Origin of the sequence: Klebsiella aerogenes KCTC 2190 (genome assembly GCF_000215745.1) — a bacterium.
Taxonomy (GTDB): domain Bacteria; phylum Pseudomonadota; class Gammaproteobacteria; order Enterobacterales; family Enterobacteriaceae; genus Klebsiella; species Klebsiella aerogenes.
On the sequence record NC_015663.1, the window covers coordinates 403,448 to 421,997 of the forward strand.

14 protein-coding genes are annotated in these 18,550 nt (G+C 56.1%); 2 read left to right on the forward strand and 12 right to left on the reverse strand.

Going from position 1 to position 18,550, the window contains the following annotated elements; translation table 11 throughout:
* Positions 1-23: 23 nt before the first annotated feature.
* The 5 genes from eno to rlmD form a co-directional block, all read right to left on the reverse strand.
* Positions 24-1,322 (reverse strand): phosphopyruvate hydratase, encoded by a 1,299-nt coding sequence (gene eno, locus EAE_RS02025; RefSeq protein WP_015369968.1) that lies wholly within the window; start codon positions 1,320-1,322, stop codon positions 24-26.
* Between the two features lie 81 nt (positions 1,323-1,403).
* Complete coding sequence (pyrG, locus tag EAE_RS02030; RefSeq protein WP_015703305.1) at positions 1,404-3,041, reverse strand: glutamine hydrolyzing CTP synthase; 1,638 nt, start codon at positions 3,039-3,041, stop codon at positions 1,404-1,406.
* 279 nt (positions 3,042-3,320) lie between these two features.
* Positions 3,321-4,112, reverse strand: a complete 792-nt coding sequence (gene mazG / locus EAE_RS02035; protein WP_015703306.1) for a nucleoside triphosphate pyrophosphohydrolase — start codon at positions 4,110-4,112, stop codon at positions 3,321-3,323.
* 71 nt (positions 4,113-4,183) lie between these two features.
* Positions 4,184-6,421, reverse strand: coding sequence for a GTP diphosphokinase (gene relA / locus EAE_RS02040; RefSeq protein WP_015703307.1), 2,238 nt, complete (start codon positions 6,419-6,421; stop codon positions 4,184-4,186).
* A 128-nt stretch (positions 6,422-6,549) separates the two neighbouring features.
* Positions 6,550-7,854 (reverse strand): 23S rRNA (uracil(1939)-C(5))-methyltransferase RlmD, encoded by a 1,305-nt coding sequence (rlmD, locus tag EAE_RS02045; protein WP_015703308.1) that lies wholly within the window; start codon positions 7,852-7,854, stop codon positions 6,550-6,552.
* A gap of 110 nt (positions 7,855-7,964) precedes the next feature.
* Between rlmD and barA the strand changes: the two genes are divergently transcribed.
* Positions 7,965-10,715: a two-component sensor histidine kinase BarA gene (barA, locus tag EAE_RS02050; protein WP_015369963.1), complete on the forward strand. Its 2,751-nt coding sequence runs from the start codon at positions 7,965-7,967 to the stop codon at positions 10,713-10,715.
* A gap of 149 nt (positions 10,716-10,864) precedes the next feature.
* Here the strand turns inward: barA and EAE_RS02055 are convergent, their stop codons facing one another.
* From EAE_RS02055 to EAE_RS02070, 4 genes are all read right to left on the reverse strand, one after another.
* The gene (locus EAE_RS02055; RefSeq protein WP_015703309.1) at positions 10,865-12,004 is read right to left on the reverse strand and encodes a glycerate kinase; all 1,140 of its coding nucleotides are present in this window, start codon (positions 12,002-12,004) and stop codon (positions 10,865-10,867) included.
* A gap of 66 nt (positions 12,005-12,070) precedes the next feature.
* Positions 12,071-13,411, reverse strand: a complete 1,341-nt coding sequence (gene gudD / locus EAE_RS02060) for a glucarate dehydratase (protein WP_015703310.1) — start codon at positions 13,409-13,411, stop codon at positions 12,071-12,073.
* A gap of 17 nt (positions 13,412-13,428) precedes the next feature.
* On the reverse strand, positions 13,429-14,769 hold the full coding sequence (locus tag EAE_RS02065; RefSeq protein ID WP_015703311.1) for an enolase C-terminal domain-like protein: 1,341 nt from the start codon (positions 14,767-14,769) through the stop codon (positions 13,429-13,431).
* A 2-nt stretch (positions 14,770-14,771) separates the two neighbouring features.
* The gene (locus EAE_RS02070) at positions 14,772-16,124 is read right to left on the reverse strand and encodes an MFS transporter (RefSeq protein WP_015703312.1); all 1,353 of its coding nucleotides are present in this window, start codon (positions 16,122-16,124) and stop codon (positions 14,772-14,774) included.
* A 239-nt stretch (positions 16,125-16,363) separates the two neighbouring features.
* Between EAE_RS02070 and EAE_RS24995 the strand changes: the two genes are divergently transcribed.
* Positions 16,364-16,513: a hypothetical protein gene (locus EAE_RS24995; RefSeq protein ID WP_015369958.1), complete on the forward strand. Its 150-nt coding sequence runs from the start codon at positions 16,364-16,366 to the stop codon at positions 16,511-16,513.
* A gap of 83 nt (positions 16,514-16,596) precedes the next feature.
* Here EAE_RS24995 and EAE_RS02075 read toward each other — a convergent pair whose 3' ends face one another.
* Genes EAE_RS02075 through EAE_RS02085 form a run of 3 tightly spaced genes read right to left on the reverse strand, consistent with a single transcriptional unit; the run spans position 16,597 to position 18,169 of the window.
* A complete protein-coding gene (locus tag EAE_RS02075) occupies positions 16,597-17,040 on the reverse strand; it encodes a flavodoxin (RefSeq protein WP_015369957.1) in 444 nt (147 codons plus the stop codon).
* A 5-nt stretch (positions 17,041-17,045) separates the two neighbouring features.
* Positions 17,046-17,840, reverse strand: a complete 795-nt coding sequence (truC, locus tag EAE_RS02080; protein WP_015703313.1) for a tRNA pseudouridine(65) synthase TruC — start codon at positions 17,838-17,840, stop codon at positions 17,046-17,048.
* Positions 17,840-18,169: a YqcC family protein gene (locus tag EAE_RS02085; protein ID WP_015369955.1), complete on the reverse strand. Its 330-nt coding sequence runs from the start codon at positions 18,167-18,169 to the stop codon at positions 17,840-17,842. The genes truC and EAE_RS02085 overlap by 1 nt, the downstream gene beginning before the upstream one ends.
* Between the last annotated feature and the right edge of the window lie 381 nt (positions 18,170-18,550).

Here is an 18,550-nt window from a genome sequence, read left to right on the forward strand (position 1 = left end):
TTTTATTTCACAAAAAGTCAGGATTAAGCCTGGCCTTTGATCTCTTTACGACCGTTGTACGGCGCTTTTTCACCCAGCGCTTCTTCGATACGAATCAGCTGGTTGTATTTAGCAACGCGGTCAGAACGGCTCATAGAACCAGTTTTGATCTGGCCTGCAGCGGTACCAACAGCCAGGTCAGCGATGGTAGCGTCTTCAGTTTCGCCAGAACGGTGAGAGATGACAGCGGTGTAGCCAGCGTCTTTCGCCATCTTGATTGCAGCCAGAGTTTCGGTCAGAGAACCGATCTGGTTGAATTTGATCAGGATGGAGTTAGCGATGCCTTTTTCGATGCCTTCTTTAAGGATCTTGGTGTTGGTTACGAACAGATCGTCACCAACCAGCTGGATTTTGTCGCCCAGTACTTTGGTCTGGTATGCGAAACCGTCCCAGTCAGACTCGTCCAGACCATCTTCGATGGAGACGATCGGGTACTGTTTGGTCAGCTCTTCCAGGAAGTGGGTGAACTCTTCAGAGGTGAACGCTTTGTTGCCTTCGCCAGCCAGAACGTATTTACCGTCTTTGTAGAATTCAGAAGCTGCGCAGTCCATCGCCAGAGTGATGTCTTTGCCCAGTTCGTAGCCTGCTGCTTTAACCGCTTCAGCGATAACAGCCAGCGCTTCGGCGTTGGAACCCAGGTTCGGCGCGTAGCCGCCTTCGTCACCAACTGCAGTGTTCATACCTTTGGATTTCAGAACTTTCGCCAGGTGGTGGAACACTTCAGAACCCATACGTACGGCTTCTTTCAGAGTCGGCGCGCCAACCGGCTGAATCATGAATTCCTGGATGTCGACGTTGTTGTCAGCGTGCTCACCACCGTTGATGATGTTCATCATCGGAACCGGCATAGAGTATTTGCCCGGAGTGCCGTTCAGTTCAGCAATGTGTTCGAACAGCGGCTGGCCTTTAGAAGCAGCTGCTGCTTTGGCGTTCGCCAGGGATACCGCCAGGATTGCGTTCGCACCGAAGTTGGATTTGTTTTCAGTACCGTCCAGGTCGATCATGATCTTATCGATGCCAGCTTGATCTTTAGCATCTTTACCCAGGACTGCCTGAGCGATCGGGCCGTTTACCGCAGCAACAGCTTTGGTTACGCCTTTACCCAGGAAACGGGATTTGTCGCCATCGCGCAGTTCCAGCGCTTCGCGGGAACCAGTAGAAGCACCTGACGGAGCAGCTGCCATACCGACGAAACCACCTTCCAGGTGTACTTCGGCTTCAACAGTCGGGTTACCACGGGAGTCGATGATTTCACGACCGATGACTTTAACGATTTTGGACATTAGGTTTTCCTCAGTACAAGTTAAACTAAAACTCCAGACAAACAATGCACCCAATTGGGTGCATTGCCGTTCTAACTCTTTTTACTTCGCCTGACGCTTCTGGTACTCGCTCGCGGCTTTCACAAAGCCGGCAAACAGCGGGTGGCCGTCACGCGGCGTCGAAGTAAATTCCGGGTGGAACTGGCAGGCCACAAACCACGGATGGTTCGGCACTTCGATGATCTCGACCAACTGATCATCCCCGGAACGGCCCGCAACGCGCAGGCCGGCAGCTTCAATCGGTTTCAACAACATGTTGTTGACTTCGTAGCGGTGACGATGGCGCTCGGTGATAGTCGGCTCGCCGTACAGCTGACGAACCAGAGAATCATCACCCAGCTGGCACTGCTGCGCGCCAAGGCGCATGGTGCCGCCGAGGTCGCTCTTCTCGGAACGAACTTCAACGTTGCCTTCTTCGTCACGCCATTCGGTAATCAGCGCCACCACCGGGTACTTACAGTCTGGCACAAATTCCGTAGAGTTGGCGTTTTCCATGCCCGCTACGTTGCGCGCGAACTCAATCAGCGCAACCTGCATACCCAGGCAGATACCCAGATATGGAATATTGTTCTCACGCGCATAGCGCGCGGTGGCGATCTTACCTTCAACACCGCGGTAGCCGAAGCCGCCCGGGATGAGGATCGCGTCCAAATCTTTAAGGATTTCGACGCCGCGCGTTTCAACATCTTGCGAATCGATAAGCTTGATGTTGACGGTCACGCGGTTTTTCAGACCACCGTGTTTCAGCGCTTCAATCACCGATTTGTAGGCATCCGGCAGTTCAATATACTTACCAACCATACCAATGGTGACTTCGCCTGCCGGGTTAGCTTCTTCATAGATTACCTGTTCCCATTCGGCCAGGTTTGCTTCCGGACAAGTTAAGCTGAATCGTTTACAAATATAATCGTCCAGCCCCTGAGATTTCAACAGGCCTGGAATTTTATAAATGGAATCGACGTCTTTCAGAGAAATCACAGCCTTTTCCGGGACGTTACAGAACAATGCAATTTTTGCACGTTCGTTGGCCGGAACCGCGCGATCGGAGCGGCAAATCAGGATATCTGGCTGGATACCAATGGAGAGCAGCTCTTTAACAGAGTGCTGAGTCGGTTTAGTTTTGACTTCACCCGCCGCCGCCATGTATGGCACCAGGGTCAAGTGCATGAACAGGGTATGCTCACGGCCGATTTCTACCGCCATCTGGCGAATAGCTTCGAGGAACGGCAGGGATTCGATATCGCCTACGGTACCGCCGATTTCAACCAGCACCACGTCATGGCCTTCGCCGCCAGCCAGTACGCGCTCTTTGATGGCGTTGGTGATGTGCGGGATAACCTGTACGGTTGCGCCCAGATAGTCGCCACGGCGCTCTTTACGCAGAACGTCGGAGTAGATTCGACCGGTGGTGAAGTTGTTGCGGCGAGTCATCTTGGTGCGGATGAAACGCTCGTAGTGACCCAGGTCCAGATCGGTTTCAGCGCCGTCTTCAGTAACGAACACTTCCCCGTGCTGGATTGGGCTCATGGTGCCCGGATCGACGTTGATGTACGGATCCAGTTTCATGATAGTTACATTGAGCCCACGGGCTTCAAGAATGGCTGCCAGGGAAGCTGCGGCAATGCCTTTACCCAGAGAGGATACGACCCCGCCGGTCACAAAAATATAGTTCGTTGTCATGCTGAACCTGAGAAGTTAGGGTAAAACGATGGAATAACCAGGACGGGAAAGTAGTATACCCGAACATGCGTGACGCCACAAACTTTCATTCTCCCCTCCTCTTCTTTCTACCAGCCGCACCTGCGTTGCGACTCGAACAACTCGAAGAGGCAGGCTACATGGTGTTTCAACAACATAACGGAATGAGAAAATAGCCGCTTTTGGCGAAATGTTTTTGACGTAAATCAAGCGCTTGTTATTTATAAAATCACACAAATAGCGCTTGATCACGAAAACTCGTTAGAGATCAGTTTCCTGGCGTTTTACTTCCTGCCATACTTCTTCCATGGTTTCGAGGTCAACGCCGGTCATTTCCAGACCTCTGGCGGCGACAATCCGCTCAACTTCGCGGAAGCGGCGCTCAAATTTGAGGTTCGCTTTCTGCAATGCGACCTCGGCTTTAACCCCTAAATGACGGGACAAATTCACCGTGGCGAACAGCAAATCGCCCACTTCTTCCTCAAGTTTAGCTTCATCAACCACCGCCTGCTGCGCTTCATGCATGACTTCATCTATCTCTTCATGCACTTTATCGAGCACCGGGCCAAGCGAGGTCCAGTCAAAGCCCACAGCCGAGCAGCGACGCTGAATTTTATGCGCGCGCATCAGCGCCGGCAGGCTATGCGGAATATCATCCAGCGCCGAGTGTTGCGCCTTTTCCGCTCGTTCCGCGCTCTTAATCTGCTCCCAGCGCGCCAGCACTTCCGCACTGTTCCCGGCCGAAGCATCGCCAAAGATATGCGGATGACGACGTTCCAGTTTGTCGCTGATGGCGGCGCAGATATCGTTGAAATCAAAACGCCCTTCTTCCTGCGCCATCTGCGCATAGAACACCACCTGGAACAGCAGATCGCCAAGCTCGCCGCGCAGATCGTCAAAATCTTCGCGCGCAATGGCGTCCAGCACTTCATAGGTCTCTTCAAGGGTATAAGGGGCGATAGTGGCAAAGGTCTGTTCTTTATCCCACGGGCAGCCGTTTTCCGGGTCGCGCAGGCGACGCATAATACCGAGCAGGCGGTCAATTTGAGTCATGTAACAATCCTGGAAATTTAAAAATAGTAGGCCGGATAAGGCATCTATGCCTTATCCGGCCTACAGACGAATTAACCGCCGTGCAGACGACGCGCGTCGATCACATCCGGCACCTGGTTCAGCTTGCCGAGCACCCGGCCCAACACCTGCAGGTTGTAGATTTCAATGGTCATATCGATGGTCGCCAGCTGCTGTTTCGTATCGCTGCGGCTGGCCACCCCCAGCACGTTCACCTTCTCGTTGGCAAGAATAGTGGTAATGTCGCGCAGCAGGCCGCTGCGGTCGTTGGCGACCACGCGCACCACCAGCGAATATCCCGCCGAATAGCTCTCGCCCCATACCGCATCAACGATGCGTTCCGGCGCGTGAGACTGCAGCTCAGCCAGCTGATCGCAGTCGGCGCGGTGTACTGAAATCCCGCGCCCCTGGGTGATAAAGCCGACGATTTCGTCGCCGGGGATCGGCTGGCAGCAGCGGGCAATGTGATGCATCAGATTGCCGACGCCCTCAACCACCACCCGGCCATTATCTTTGCTGCGGTTCTGCGGGGTGTAGGTTTTTTGCTGCAGTTGCTTCAGCGCGGCGGCATCCTGCTCGGCGGCGCTCGGTTTGTTGAACTGCGCCTGCAGGAAGTTGACCATCTGGTTAAGGCGAATATCGCCGCCACCGATAGCCGCCAGCAGTTCATCCAGTTCATTAAAGTTGTAGCGCGGCAGCAGATGTTTCTCGGCATCCTTCAAGCTGATGCCCAGATGCTCGAGCTCATCATCGAGGATCTGCCGCCCGGCGAGAATGTTTTTATCGCGATCCTGTTTACGGAACCAGGCATGAATTTTGGAGCGTCCACGGCTGGTGGTCACGTAGCCAAGGTTCGGGTTCAGCCAGTCGCGGCTTGGGTTCGGCTGCTTCTGGGTGATTATCTCAATCTGATCGCCCATCTGCAGCTGATAGGTGAACGGCACAATGCGCCCGCCAATTTTGGCGCCGATGCAGCGGTGCCCGACATCGCTATGGATATGGTAGGCAAAGTCGAGTGGAGTTGAGCCCGCCGGCAGATCAACCACGTCGCCCTTCGGGGTAAACACGTAGACCCGGTCGTCGAAGACCTGGCTACGCACTTCGTCGAGCATTTCGCCGGAATCGGCCATCTCTTCCTGCCAGGCGATCAGCTTACGCAGCCAGGCGATACGGTCTTCATGGCCGCGACCGCCGCTCGCCCCGGCGCTGGTACCCTCTTTATACTTCCAGTGCGCCGCCACGCCGAGCTCGGCGTCTTCATGCATCTGTTTGGTGCGAATTTGGATCTCAACCGTTTTACCGCCCGGCCCAAGCACCACGGTGTGAATAGACTGGTAGCCGTTCGGTTTCGGGTTGGCGACGTAATCATCAAATTCGTCAGGCAGATGACGATAGTGGGTATGCACGATCCCCAGCGCCGCGTAGCAATCCTGCAAACGTTCAGCGACGATACGTACCGCACGCACGTCAAACAGCTCATCAAAAGCGAGATGCTTCTTCTGCATTTTGCGCCAGATACTATAGATATGCTTCGGACGCCCGTATACCTCAGCCTTCACGCCTTCATTTTTCATTTCTGAACGCAGGTGGCCGACGAACTCATCGATGTAATGTTCGCGGTCAATACGGCGTTCGTGCAGCAACTTAGCAATACGCTTATATTCGGCTGGATGCAGGTAACGGAAGCAGTAGTCTTCCAGTTCCCACTTCAGTTGACCGATGCCTAAGCGGTTCGCCAGCGGCGCATAGATGTTGGTACACTCTTTTGCTGCCAGTACGCGCTCATCTTCGGGTTCATCTTTTACCTCGCGCAGGTGAGCGATACGTTCCGCAAGCTTGATAACCACGCAGCGGAAATCATCGACCATCGCCAGCAGCATGCGGCGAATATTGTCGACCTGTTCTGAGGAGACGGTGTCGGTGTGCGTGGCTTTAAGCTGGCGAATCGCCGCCATATCACGCACGCCGTGAATCAGGGTAACGACGGATTTGCCGACGCTCTCTTGCAGGACCTCTTCGCTGACGACGTTGCCGTCCGCCAGCGGAAACAGTAAAGCGGCCCGCAAGGTATCGATATCCATATTGAGCATGGAGAGAATTTCTACCATCTCCACGCCGCGCCAAAGCAGGAGATCCGCCTGCGGGTGTCCCTGCGTTGTTACGCGACAATAATCCCAGGTCTCGGCTAAGCGCTCACACGACTGCTGGCTGGAAATCCCCAGACTCGCGATCCATTTCTTCGGGTCAAACTCACCAGCTTTATTAAGATGTGCACTTCTTACCGCAACCATTGTCCTCTCCTTAAGGGACTCAGCCTACCGAAGTCAGCAAGCCGTATTTTATACCCGTCATACTTCATCCTTCAGTCCACACCGCCATCAGGCATCTTCACTGTCGCCTCGATGCGGGCTGAACAATTTTATGTAAGCTCGCGCTCAAACAATACTATCGATTCCAGGTGCCCGGTGTGCGGGAACATGTCCAGCATCGCCAGACGTTGAATGCGATATCCCACCTGAAGCAACGCTTCGCTATCGCGCGCCAGCGTCGCCGGGTTACATGAAACATAGACCACCCGCCGCGGTGCCAGCTTGATAATATGCGCCATCACGCCCGGCGCCCCGGCTCTTGCCGGGTCGAGTAGAATTTTATCAAAGCCATGCTTCGCCCAGGCCTGCCGGGTAACATCTTCTTCCAGGTTTTCATGAAAGAAAGTCACGTTCTGCAATTCATTGAGGGCGGCATTTTCCCGCCCCTTTGCCACCAGCGCGGGTACGCCTTCGACGCCCACCACGCTCGCCGCCGCTTTGGCCAGCGGCAGGGTGAAATTGCCCATACCGCAAAACAGATCCAGAACGCGGTCCTGCGGCTGAATATCTAACCAGGCCAGCGCCGTACGCACCATTTTCTGGTTTACGCCATCGTTGACCTGGATAAAATCGCGCGGACTGAACACTAAGCGTAGTCCGTCTGACGTGTACCATGGTTCATCGCCGCGAATATGTTCAAGTATCTCGCTTTGCGGCGCGAGGTACAGGGATAGACCGTGAGTTTGCGAAAAACGTTCCAGTTTTTCTTTATCCGCCGCCGTCAGCGCGGCGGTATGGCGTAAAACCATCAGCGGGCCATTATCCGCCTGCACCAGTTCAACGTGGCCAAGTTGACGTTGTGATTGTAGGCTGGTTAAACACTCGCGCACCGCGGGTAACAACGCCTCAAGTTGGGGCGCCAAAACGGGGCACTGCACCACATCGATGATTTCGCTGGAGTTGGCCTTGCGAAAACCCATCTGCAGTTGTTGGGTCTTTGGCTGATAATTCAAGCTCAAACGCGCCCGACGCCGGTAGCCCCAGGGTTCAGCGGCTATAATGTCGTCAACGTCACGTTTCATCAGGCGGGAGAGCGCGGCGCGCTTGCTTTGCTGCTGTAGTTCAATGCTCGCATGTTGCTGCTGACATCCGCCGCAGACGCCGAAATGCGGGCAGCGTGGCGCAACGCGCTGTGGACTGTCGTTGAGGCGGCGTTTAACCTGAGCGCGGGCATACTGTTTTTTATCCTCTACCAGCACGACTTCCGCCTGCTCTTGCGGCAACAGGCCGGGGATAAACAGCGCCTTACCCTGATGACGGGCTACGCCCTGGCCAAAGGGATCAAGGTCATTTACCGTCACGGTTATGATCTGGCGCGTCGTCACACGCCGTTTTGCAGAGTAGAATTGCGCCATCGTAGAGGATTATCTCAAAAATATACTGACTCTATACATGAAATCATTCGGGCTACCAATGCAGAAGCCGTCTGAAGGTTGATATGTATATTCTCCCATAATGGAACCGCATGACCAACTACAGCCTACGTGCTCGCATGATGATTCTTATTCTGGCGCCGACCGTTTTGATTGGTCTGCTGCTCAGTATTTTCTTCGTTGCCCACCGCTATAACGACCTGCAGCGGCAGTTGGAAGATGCCGGCGCCAGTATTATCGAACCGCTGGCGGTATCCAGTGAGTACGGCATGAATTTGCAAAATCGCGAGGCGATCGGCCAACTTATCAGCGTGCTTCACCGCCGCCATTCCGATATCGTGCGGGCTATTTCTATTTATGATGCTAAAAACCGGCTGTTCGTTACCTCTAACTTCCAGCTCGATCCGCGGGAAATACAGCTCCCGCGCGGCGCGCCCTTCCCTCGCCGGCTGAGCGTCACCCGCCACGGCGACATCATGGTGCTGCGCACGCCTATTGTGTCAGAAAGCTATCTACCCGATGAGTCGCCGGAAAGCGATGCTAAAATGCCGGACAATATGCTCGGCTATGTGGCGCTGGAGCTCGACCTTAAATCTGTGCGCCTGCAGCAGTACAAAGAGATATTTATCTCAAGCGTCATGATGCTGTTTTGTATCGGCATTGCGCTGATTTTCGGCTGGCGCCTGATGCGCGACGTGACCGGTCCGATTCGTAATATGGTCAACACCGTTGACCGCATCCGCCGCGGCCAGTTAGATAGCCGCGTTGAAGGTTTTATGCTCGGCGAGTTGGATATGCTGAAAAACGGCATTAACTCGATGGCGATGTCGCTGGCGGCCTACCACGAGGAGATGCAGCACAATGTCGATCAGGCGACCTCGGATCTGCGCGAAACGCTGGAGCAGATGGAGATTCAGAACGTCGAGCTGGATCTGGCGAAAAAGCGCGCCCAGGAGGCCGCGCGCATCAAGTCCGAGTTCCTTGCCAATATGTCGCACGAGCTACGAACTCCGCTTAACGGCGTGATTGGCTTTACCCGCCTGACCTTGAAAACCGATCTCAACGCTACCCAGCGCGACCACCTGACCACCATCGAACGTTCGGCGAATAATCTGCTGGCCATCATCAATGATGTGCTGGATTTCTCCAAGCTCGAAGCGGGCAAGCTGATTCTGGAAAGCATTCCTTTCCTGCTGCGTAATACCCTGGATGAAGTGGTGACCTTGCTGGCACATTCGGCGCACGATAAAGGCCTTGAGCTCACCCTCAACATTAAAAGCGATGTCCCGGATAATGTGATTGGCGATCCGCTGCGCCTGCAGCAGGTGATCACCAATCTGGTGGGTAACGCGATTAAATTCACCGAACACGGCAACATTGATGTGCTGGTTGAACAGCGGGCGATGAGCAATTCGCGAGTACAAATCGAAGTACAGATTCATGATACCGGCATCGGCATTCCGGAGCGCGATCAGTCGCGGTTGTTCCAGGCCTTCCGTCAGGCCGATGCCAGTATCTCACGCCGCCACGGCGGCACCGGCCTGGGGCTGGTTATCACTCAGCGGCTGGTCAAAGAGATGGGCGGCGATATCTCATTCCATAGTCAGCCGAACCGCGGTTCCACTTTCTGGTTCCATATCAGCCTTGACCTGAATCCGAACGCCATTACCGACGGTTTCGATACCCATTGCCTGGCGGGCAAGAAGCTGGCCTACATTGAAGCCAATACCACCGCTGCGCAAAGCACGATGGAACTGCTGGCAACCACACCGCTGGAAGTGGTCTACAGCCCGACGCTGTCAGCGCTGCCGGATGCCCACTACGATATTTTACTGGCCGGTATTCCGGTGTCGATGCGCGATCTCAGCAACCAGCGGGAAAAACTGGTCCGCGCTTGCTCACTTTCCGATACCCTGGTGCTGGGGCTGCCTTGCCACGCGCAGGTTAGCGCCGAAGAGCTTAAAAGAAACGGTGTTACCGCCTGCCTGCTTAAACCATTGACCTCCACGCGGCTTTTCCCGGTGCTGATGGCCTCTTGCCGCGCGCAGCCGCCGGTGCCACAGCCCTATATCGATAGCGATAAACTGGCGATGACGGTAATGGCGGTAGATGATAACCCGGCCAACCTCAAGCTTATTGGCGCGCTGCTGGACGATCTGGTGCAGCATGTCATTCTGTGCGATAGCGGCCAGGATGCCGTAGAGCAGGCCAAACAGTCGCAGTTGGATCTCATTCTGATGGATATTCAAATGCCGGATATGGACGGCATTCGCGCCTGTGAATTGATCCGCCATCTCCCGCATCAGCAGCAGACCCCGGTGATCGCGGTGACCGCCCACGCCCTTGAGGGGCAGCGCGAGAAACTGCTGGCCGCCGGGATGAACGATTATCTGGCGAAGCCGATTGAAGAAGATAAGCTTAGCACCCTGCTGTTGCGCTATCAGCCCGGCATGCACGTCGCCGCGCCGCAATTAGCCGAACCGGTGGAGCCGGTTATCGATCATAACGTCACGCTCAACTGGCAGCTGGCGCTGCGTCAGGCTGCCATGAAACCAGACCTCGCGCGGGAGATGCTGCAAATGCTGCTCGCCTTTATGCCGGAGGTGCGCAATAAAGTTGAAGAACAGCTGGTTGGCGAAACGCCGGAAGGGTTGCTGGATTTAATTCATAAACTGCACGGCAGCTGCAGCTATAGCGGCGTACCGCGGCTGAAAAAACTGTGCCATACCCTTGAAAGCCAGTTGCGCGCAGGTACCGCGCCGGAAGAGCTGGAGCCGGAACTGCTGGAACTGTTAGACGAGATGGATAACGTCGCCCGCGAAGCGTGCAAGATGGGAGTGTAAACCCCGGATAGCGGCGCTGCGCGCCTTATCCGGGCTACGATCCGGTACTCGGTTGGTAGCCCCGGTAAGCGTAAGCGCCACCGGGGAGGGTTCCCGGATAAGGCGCTACGTGCCTTATCCGGGCTACCAATACCACTGCCCCGGCCAGGTTACCGCTTGCCGCCCATCTCTAATACCGCCGCCACGTTACGTGCCGTCATCCGCACGTTGGCGGCGGCGTTCGCCAGCGCCTCGTCCAGGGTACAGACGGAATAGAGCACGCTAAAGACGGCATCGAGGCCATGCTGATGCACAACGCCAACATCGGCGGTCAGGCTGCCGGCAATCCCAATCACCGGCACGTTGAAGCGTTTCGCAACCTTCGCCACCCCCACCGGTACCTTGCCGTGAATGGTCTGGCTGTCGATGCGACCTTCGCCGGTAATTACTAAATCGGCATCAGCCACTAAATCCGCCAACCCCAGCGCATCGGTCACTATCTCAATTCCCGGACGCAGGTTGGCGCCGCAAAACGCATACAACGCCGCCCCCATACCGCCCGCCGCGCCGCCCCCTTCCAGGCTCAGCACATCGATATCCAAATCACGGTCGATAATCTGCGCAAAGTGTTGCAGGCCGCGGTCAAGACGCTCAATCATCGCCGCCGTCGCCCCTTTTTGCGGGCCAAACACCGCGCTTGCGCCCTGCGGGCCGGTTAACGGATTGGTAACGTCGCAGGCGACATCAATTCGGCAATCCGCCAATCTTGGATCCAGTTCGCTGAGATCGATCCGCGCCAGCGTCTCCAGCGCGCCGCCGCCCGGCGCAATTTGCTGTTGCCCGGCGCTCAACAGTTTCGCTCCCAACGCCTGTGCCATACCGGCGCCGCCGTCATTGGTCGCGCTGCCGCCGATGCCAATAATAATCTGCGAAACCCCCGCATCCAACGCGTGACGAATCAGCTCGCCGGTTCCCCAGGAGGTAGTCAGTAGCGGATTACGTCGCGTGGGCGGCACGCTTTCCAGTCCGCTGGCTGCCGCCATTTCGATATAGGCGCAGCGCATATCGCCGGACAGGCCGTAAAAGGCGTTGACCGGTTCGCCAAGCGGCCCGGTAACGCTGACCTGTACGATATGCCCTTGGGTCGCGGCCACCATCGCCTCAACGGTGCCCTCGCCGCCGTCGGCAACCGGGACTTTAACGTACTCCGCATGAGGATAAATTTCGCGGAACCCCGTTTCTATCGCGGTGGCGACGTCCAGCGCACTCAGGCTCTCTTTGTAAGAATCCGGCGCGATCACTATCTTCATAAGTGTCCTTAATATGAATAACCCCGGCGACCGGCAGTTGCCGACCCTTACAGGGTCGGCGTTATCTTAGCGAACCATGCAAGGACGTTTGTTATCAAAGGTCCAGTTCGGGATTAAATATTGCATCGCCATGGCGTCATCACGCGCGCCCAGGCCATGTTTCTTATATAGCTCATTAGCCTGCATCACGCGGTCCATATCCAGCTCAACGCCCAGACCCGGCGTCGTCGGCACCTGCACCATACCGCCTTTGATTTCAAACGGCTGTTTGGTCAGACGCTGGTTGCCCTCCTGCCAGATCCAGTGGGTATCGATAGCGGTAATTTTACCCGGCGCCGCCGCGGCAACATGGGTAAACATCGCCAGCGACACGTCGAAGTGATTATTAGAGTGCGAACCCCAGGTCAGGCCGAATTCATGACACATCTGCGCCACGCGTACCGACCCTTGCATGGTCCAGAAGTGCGGGTCCGCCAGCGGAATATCCACCGATTGTAGCGACAGCGTATGGCCCATCTGCCGCCAGTCGGTAGCGATCATGTTGGTCGCGGTCGGCAGCCCGGTCGCCCGACGGAATTCGGCCATCACTTCGCGGCCGGAGAAACCTTGTTCAGCGCCGCAAGGATCTTCCGCATAGGCCAGCACGCCTTTCAGCTGTTTACCTATCTGGATGGCTTCATCCAGCAGCCAGGCGCCGTTCGGGTCGAGGGTCACGCGCGCATCAGGGAAACGCTTCGCCAGCGCGCTAATCGCTTCGGCTTCTTCAAAACCGGCCAACACCCCGCCCTTCAGTTTAAAGTCATTGAAGCCATATTTTTCGTAAGCGGCCTCCGCCAGGCGAACCACCGCCTCCGGCGTCATCGCCTCTTCATGACGAATACGATACCAGTCGCACTGTTCATCCGGCTGGCTTTGATAAGCCAGCGGCGTCGCGTGGCGGTTACCGACAAAGAACAGGTAGCCCAGCATTTCGACTTCGCTCCGCTGCTGGCCGTCGCCGAGCAGAGAAGCAACGTTCACGCCCAGATGCTGGCCCAGCAGATCCAGCAGCGCCGCTTCAATCCCGGTCACCACGTGAATGGTGGTGCGCAGATCGAAGGTTTGCAGGCCGCGGCCGCCGGCATCGCGGTCGGCAAACTGGTTACGCACGGCACTCAGCACATTTTTGTACTCGCCCAGCGTTTTACCCACCACCAACGGCGCGGCGTCTTCCAGGGTCTGGCGGATCTTTTCGCCGCCGGGGATTTCGCCAACGCCCGTGTGCCCGGAGTTATCTTTGATGATAACAATATTACGGGTGAAGTACGGCGCATGCGCGCCGCTCAGGTTCATCAGCATGCTGTCATGCCCGGCGACCGGGATAACCTGCATAGCGGTCACAATTGGCGTTGAAGATGATGTAGTCATAGCGTAATCCTTTTTAATTAATGACGGCCGAAAACGGGGCGTTTACGGTCGAATGTCCAACCGGGAATCAGATACTGCATCGGGCCCGCATCGTTACGCGCGCCGCCTGGCAGCGCCTTATAGGCCTCATGAGCTTTATGCACCTGTTCCCAGTCCAGCTCCACGCCGAGTCCCGGCGCGTCTGGCACGGCGATTTTGCCGTTGATAATCTGCAGCGGATTTTGCGTCAGGCGCGCATCGCCCTCCTGCCAAATCCAATGGGTATCGATAGCAGTCGGATTGCCCGGCGCCGCGGCGCCGACGTGGGTAAACATCGCCAGCGAGATATCAAAGTGGTTGTTCGAATGACAGCCCCAGGTCAGCCCCCAGTCATCGCACAACTGCGCCACCCGCACCGCGCCGGAGAGCGTCCAGAAGTGCGGGTCCGCCAGCGGAATATCGACGGCGTTGAGCATGACCGCATGCCCCATTTCGCGCCAGTTGGTGGCTATCATGTTAGTCGCCACCGGCAACCCGGTGGCGCGGCGGAACTCGGCCATCACTTCCCGACCGGAAAAGCCCTGTTCAGCGCCGCACGGATCTTCGGCATAGGTCAGGACATCCTGCAGCCCTTTGCACAGCGTAATCGCTTCATCCAGCAGCCAGGCGCCGTTCGGGTCAACGGTAATGCGGGCGTCAGGGAAGCGTTTTTTCAACGCGCGGGCGGTGTCGATTTCCTGCTCGCCAGGTAATACGCCGCCTTTTAGCTTAAAGTCTTTAAAACCGTAGCGATCCTGCGCCGCCTCCGCCAATCGCACCACCGCGTCGCTATTCAGCGCCTGCTGGTGACGAAGACGGTACCATTCGTGGTCGCCCGGCGTCCGCGCAAGATAGTCCAAATCGGTTTTTTCGCGGTCGCCTATATAAAACAGGTAGCCCAGCACGGTCACCGCATCACGCTGTTTGCCCGGCCCCAATAGTTCGCACACCGGGACATTCAACACCTTGCCAAGCAGGTCGAGCAGCGCGGCTTCCAGCGCCGCTACCGCATTGACTTTCAATTCGAAGGTCCATGCCCCTTTGCCGAAGGTGTCGAAATCCGCCGCCTGATTGCCTTTATGTACCTGCTGCACCACGCGGTTGAGGCGAGCGACTTCCTGCCCAACCACCTGGGGTATGGCATCGACCAACGTCTGGTAGATGACTTCGCCGCCGGGCGCTTCGCCGACGCCGGTATGGCCGGCGTTGTCGGTTAACACCACAATATTGCGGGTAAACCAGGCATTATGCGCGCCGCCGATGTTCATCAGCATGCTGTCGTGCCCGGCGACCGGAATCACCTTCATTTCGGTAACGATTGGGCTGGATTGGGTATTCATGATTAACGCCCCGCAATCGGTTTAAGTTCGATACGTTTGATATCGCCAACCAGCACCAGGTAGCTGAATACCGCCACCAGAGCGTGGATACCGACGTAAATCAGCGCGCCGTTGAAAGAGCCGGTGGTGCCGACGATATAGCCGATAGCGATAGGGGTGACGATGCCGGAAATATTGCCGAACATGTTGAACAGACCGCCGGACAGGCCGCTGATCTCTTTCGGCGCGGTGTCCGCCATTACCGCCCAGCCCAGCGCGCCAATGCCTTTGCCGAAGAAGGCCATCGCCATAAAGCCGATGATCATCCATTCCGCGTTGACGTAGTTACACATCAGCATGGTCATGGACAACAGCATGCCCAGTACGATCGGCGTTTTACGCGCGATATTTAGCGAGCCGGTACGGCGCATCAACCAGTCGGAAATAATCCCGCCCAACACGCCGCCGACAAAGCCACACACCGCCGGAATCGAGGCGACAAAGCCCGCTTTGAGGATCGACATGCCGCGCGCCTGCACCAGATAAACCGGGAACCAGGTGATAAAGAAGTAGGTTAACGCGTTGATGCAGTACTGGCCGATATAGATCCCGACCATCATTCGCGAGCCGATCAACTGCTTGATTTGGCCCATTTTGACGTTAAAGGGCACCTTCTGCGCACTGCTCTTTTGATCCATATTGATCAACGCGCCGCCTTCGGCGATGTAGTCCAGCTCTTTCTGGTTAACGCCTGGGTGGTTATTGGGATCGTGGATCACTTTCAGCCACACGAAGCTGATGACAATACCCAATCCGCCCATAAAGAAGAATACGTGCGACCAACCCACTTCATGGGTCAACCAACCCATAATCGGCGCGAAAATAACGGTGGCAAAATACTGCGCGGAGTTAAAAATCGATACCGCCGTCCCTCTCTCCTGCGCCGGGAACCAGGCGGCCACAATGCGGCTATTACCAGGGAACGAGGGCGATTCGGCAAGGCCGACGAGGAAGCGCAGGGTAAACAGCGCGATGATAATGCCAAAACCGCTAAAGATATCCACGAAGCCCTGCAGCAGGGTAAACACGGACCAGATAAAGATGGACCAGAAATAGACGCGTTTAGAACCAAAGCGGTCAAGCAGCCAGCCGCCGGGGATCTGTCCGATCACATAGGCCCATGAAAACGCGGAGAAAACGTAACCCATGCCAACAGGATCGAGGCCGATATCCTTGGCCATTTCAGAACCGGCGATCGACAACGTCGCGCGGTCGCCATAGTTAAAGGATGTGACGATAAACAGCATCACCACTATCCAATAGCGAGCATTGGTGCGCTTTTCAGCGGCGCTCGCAGCCTGACTTAATGAACTCATTGTTGTACTCCTGAATCATAGCGTTTAGCTACGTTCATTCTGAACAGCACAACCTGTAGGGTAATCAGAATGACGTGTTAGTGTTTTTTTCGTTATATCTGGCGTACTGCTTTTGTCACTGGCAGGAAAAGTATAAAAAGAGGCGTCGGCGGGCTCACCGTGCATATACACAGCTTTAGCGGGTGATACTGCGTTAGTTTATGGCGTATGCCTAAGGTTGTGGGGAGTAGTTCACGGAAATGGAAAACCGCCGCCCGCTGATGGGTCGATGGACGACATTACCTTCAGAGTGTGAATCGGCTCTCTTGACGCCGGGGAAACGCAAAGAAAAAAGCCATATCGATAAAGTGGTTATCAGGCAGATGCCCGAAGCCGGGCGCGATGGATAACGTTAAGATAACCCTGACCGTTTATCCGGCCACTGGCAGCTTAAGCGCGCCCTCTACGTAGGGAGAGGGCGTTCTTAATAGGATTAGTCGAGCAGTTTAGCCCACGCTTCTACCCAAGGGTTGGAAACGCTTTCCGGTTCCGGGTCTTCGCTGGCGTCAATGGTGAGCATCTCGCCAATACGACGCGCGCCCTGCTCCTGCAGCAATGCATCAAAGGTTTTACCGCCGCCGCAGAAGTTGGCGTAGGTACTATCGCCAAGCGCGATAATGCCGTAGCGCAGATGCGGTTGATACATATCTTTAATGCCTTCATACAGCGGAACGATGCTGTCCGGCAGATCGCCCTGCCCGGTGGTCGAGGTCACGACCAGCACGTATTTGCCGGTATAGGATTCCCAGTCTTTTACCTCCGGATCCTCAAAGACCGTCGCTTTATGCCCCAGCCCGCTCAGAATGGCTTCCGCCTCTTCGGCGACCAACAGCGAGTTTCCGTACATCGTGCCGACAAAAATTCCGACTTCTGCCATAGTGATTATCTCCCTGGATTATCCGCGATACTCTCATCCTGACCGCTGTCGTCGGCAAACTCAACCCTTTCATTTAGCGGGAGAAGCCCGCGCCAGCCAAACTGCGACAGCGCGCGCATCCAGACATCATCCAGACCCGCGCGAATCGTCAGCGGCTCGCCGGTAAACGGATGCGTTAATGACAGCTGACTGGCATGCAGCATCAGGCGATTACAGCCGAAATGTTCAGCGGCGCTGCGGTTTTGCCGTAGATCGCCATGTTTGCTGTCGCCGAGGATCGGATGGCGCAGATGGGCCAAATGGCGACGCAGCTGATGCTTACGCCCGGTTTTCGGCTCCAGCTCCACCAGCCCGTAGCGGGTGGTCGGGTAACGGCCGGTGGCGACCGGCATTTCTACCGTCGCCAGCCCGCGATAGTGGGTCACCGCCGGCTGCGGGCCTTTATCTTCACGAGCGAATTTATCGGCGATTTTATCCAGCTCTTCTACAAGCGGATAATCCAGTACCGCCTCTTCAGTCAACCAGCCGCGAACGATGGCGTGATAGCGTTTTTGCATCTGGTGTTGTTCAAACTGCTGCGCCAGCAGCCTGCCCGCCTCGCTCGATAACCCCATCAGCAGCACGCCGGAAGTCGGCCGGTCCAGACGATGAGCGGTGAAGACGTGCTGGCCAATTTGATCGCGCACGGTCTGCATCACCACCACTTTCTCATCGCGATCCAGCCAGCTACGGTGCACCAGCCAACCGGATGGTTTGTTCACCGCCACCAGCCACTGATCCTGGTAAATGATCTCCAGCATCAGGCGTCTTCATCCGCGAATAATGCATCCAGCAGCAGCAACTCGGCCACGATAGCTTCGCGCGCCGGATGGGCTTTATCCAGCGCCATCTCGTAATAGGGCGCGACGGCAAAGTTCTGCGGCAGCGGCATACCGCTGGCAATCAGTTGATGCATACGTGGGATCAGCACCCACTGTAGCCATTCCAGCGGCTCGAGCGTGTCCAGGCAAAACGGCTGCTCGCTGGCGAAAGCGCGGCTATCCGGGGCCTGTTCCTGCCAGTGGTTTGTTTCGCGCAGCAGCGCTTCAATGGCGTGCAGGCGATCGCGCACGCTAGCGTGAAGGGTCATGGGGAAACCTCGATGAATTGTAAACCGGGCGCAGGATAGCAAATCCGCGAGAGAAATAAAAAAAGGGAGCACTGTATAAACAGTGCTCCCGGTTCGTTTTGCAGCATTCCAGCTACATTGGTGCTCCCTGCTCGTCCTTGAAAACTTTTCCTGAGGTCTCCTGACCAAGTTCATCCATAAACTAGCGCATCCTGCTTTCACACCACCCCGATGTGAAATAACTTATCCCTAAGTGTGTCCAGATCTTCCTGATCCACCGTTCATCCTGAGCGGCTCTCGTTCTCCATCCTGGAGGTGTCCTTTACGCTTTCCTGCGTTATCCTTGCTTCATCCTGAAGCCTGTCCTTGCAACGCCATCCTGGCGGGTCCTGTAGAAGAGCC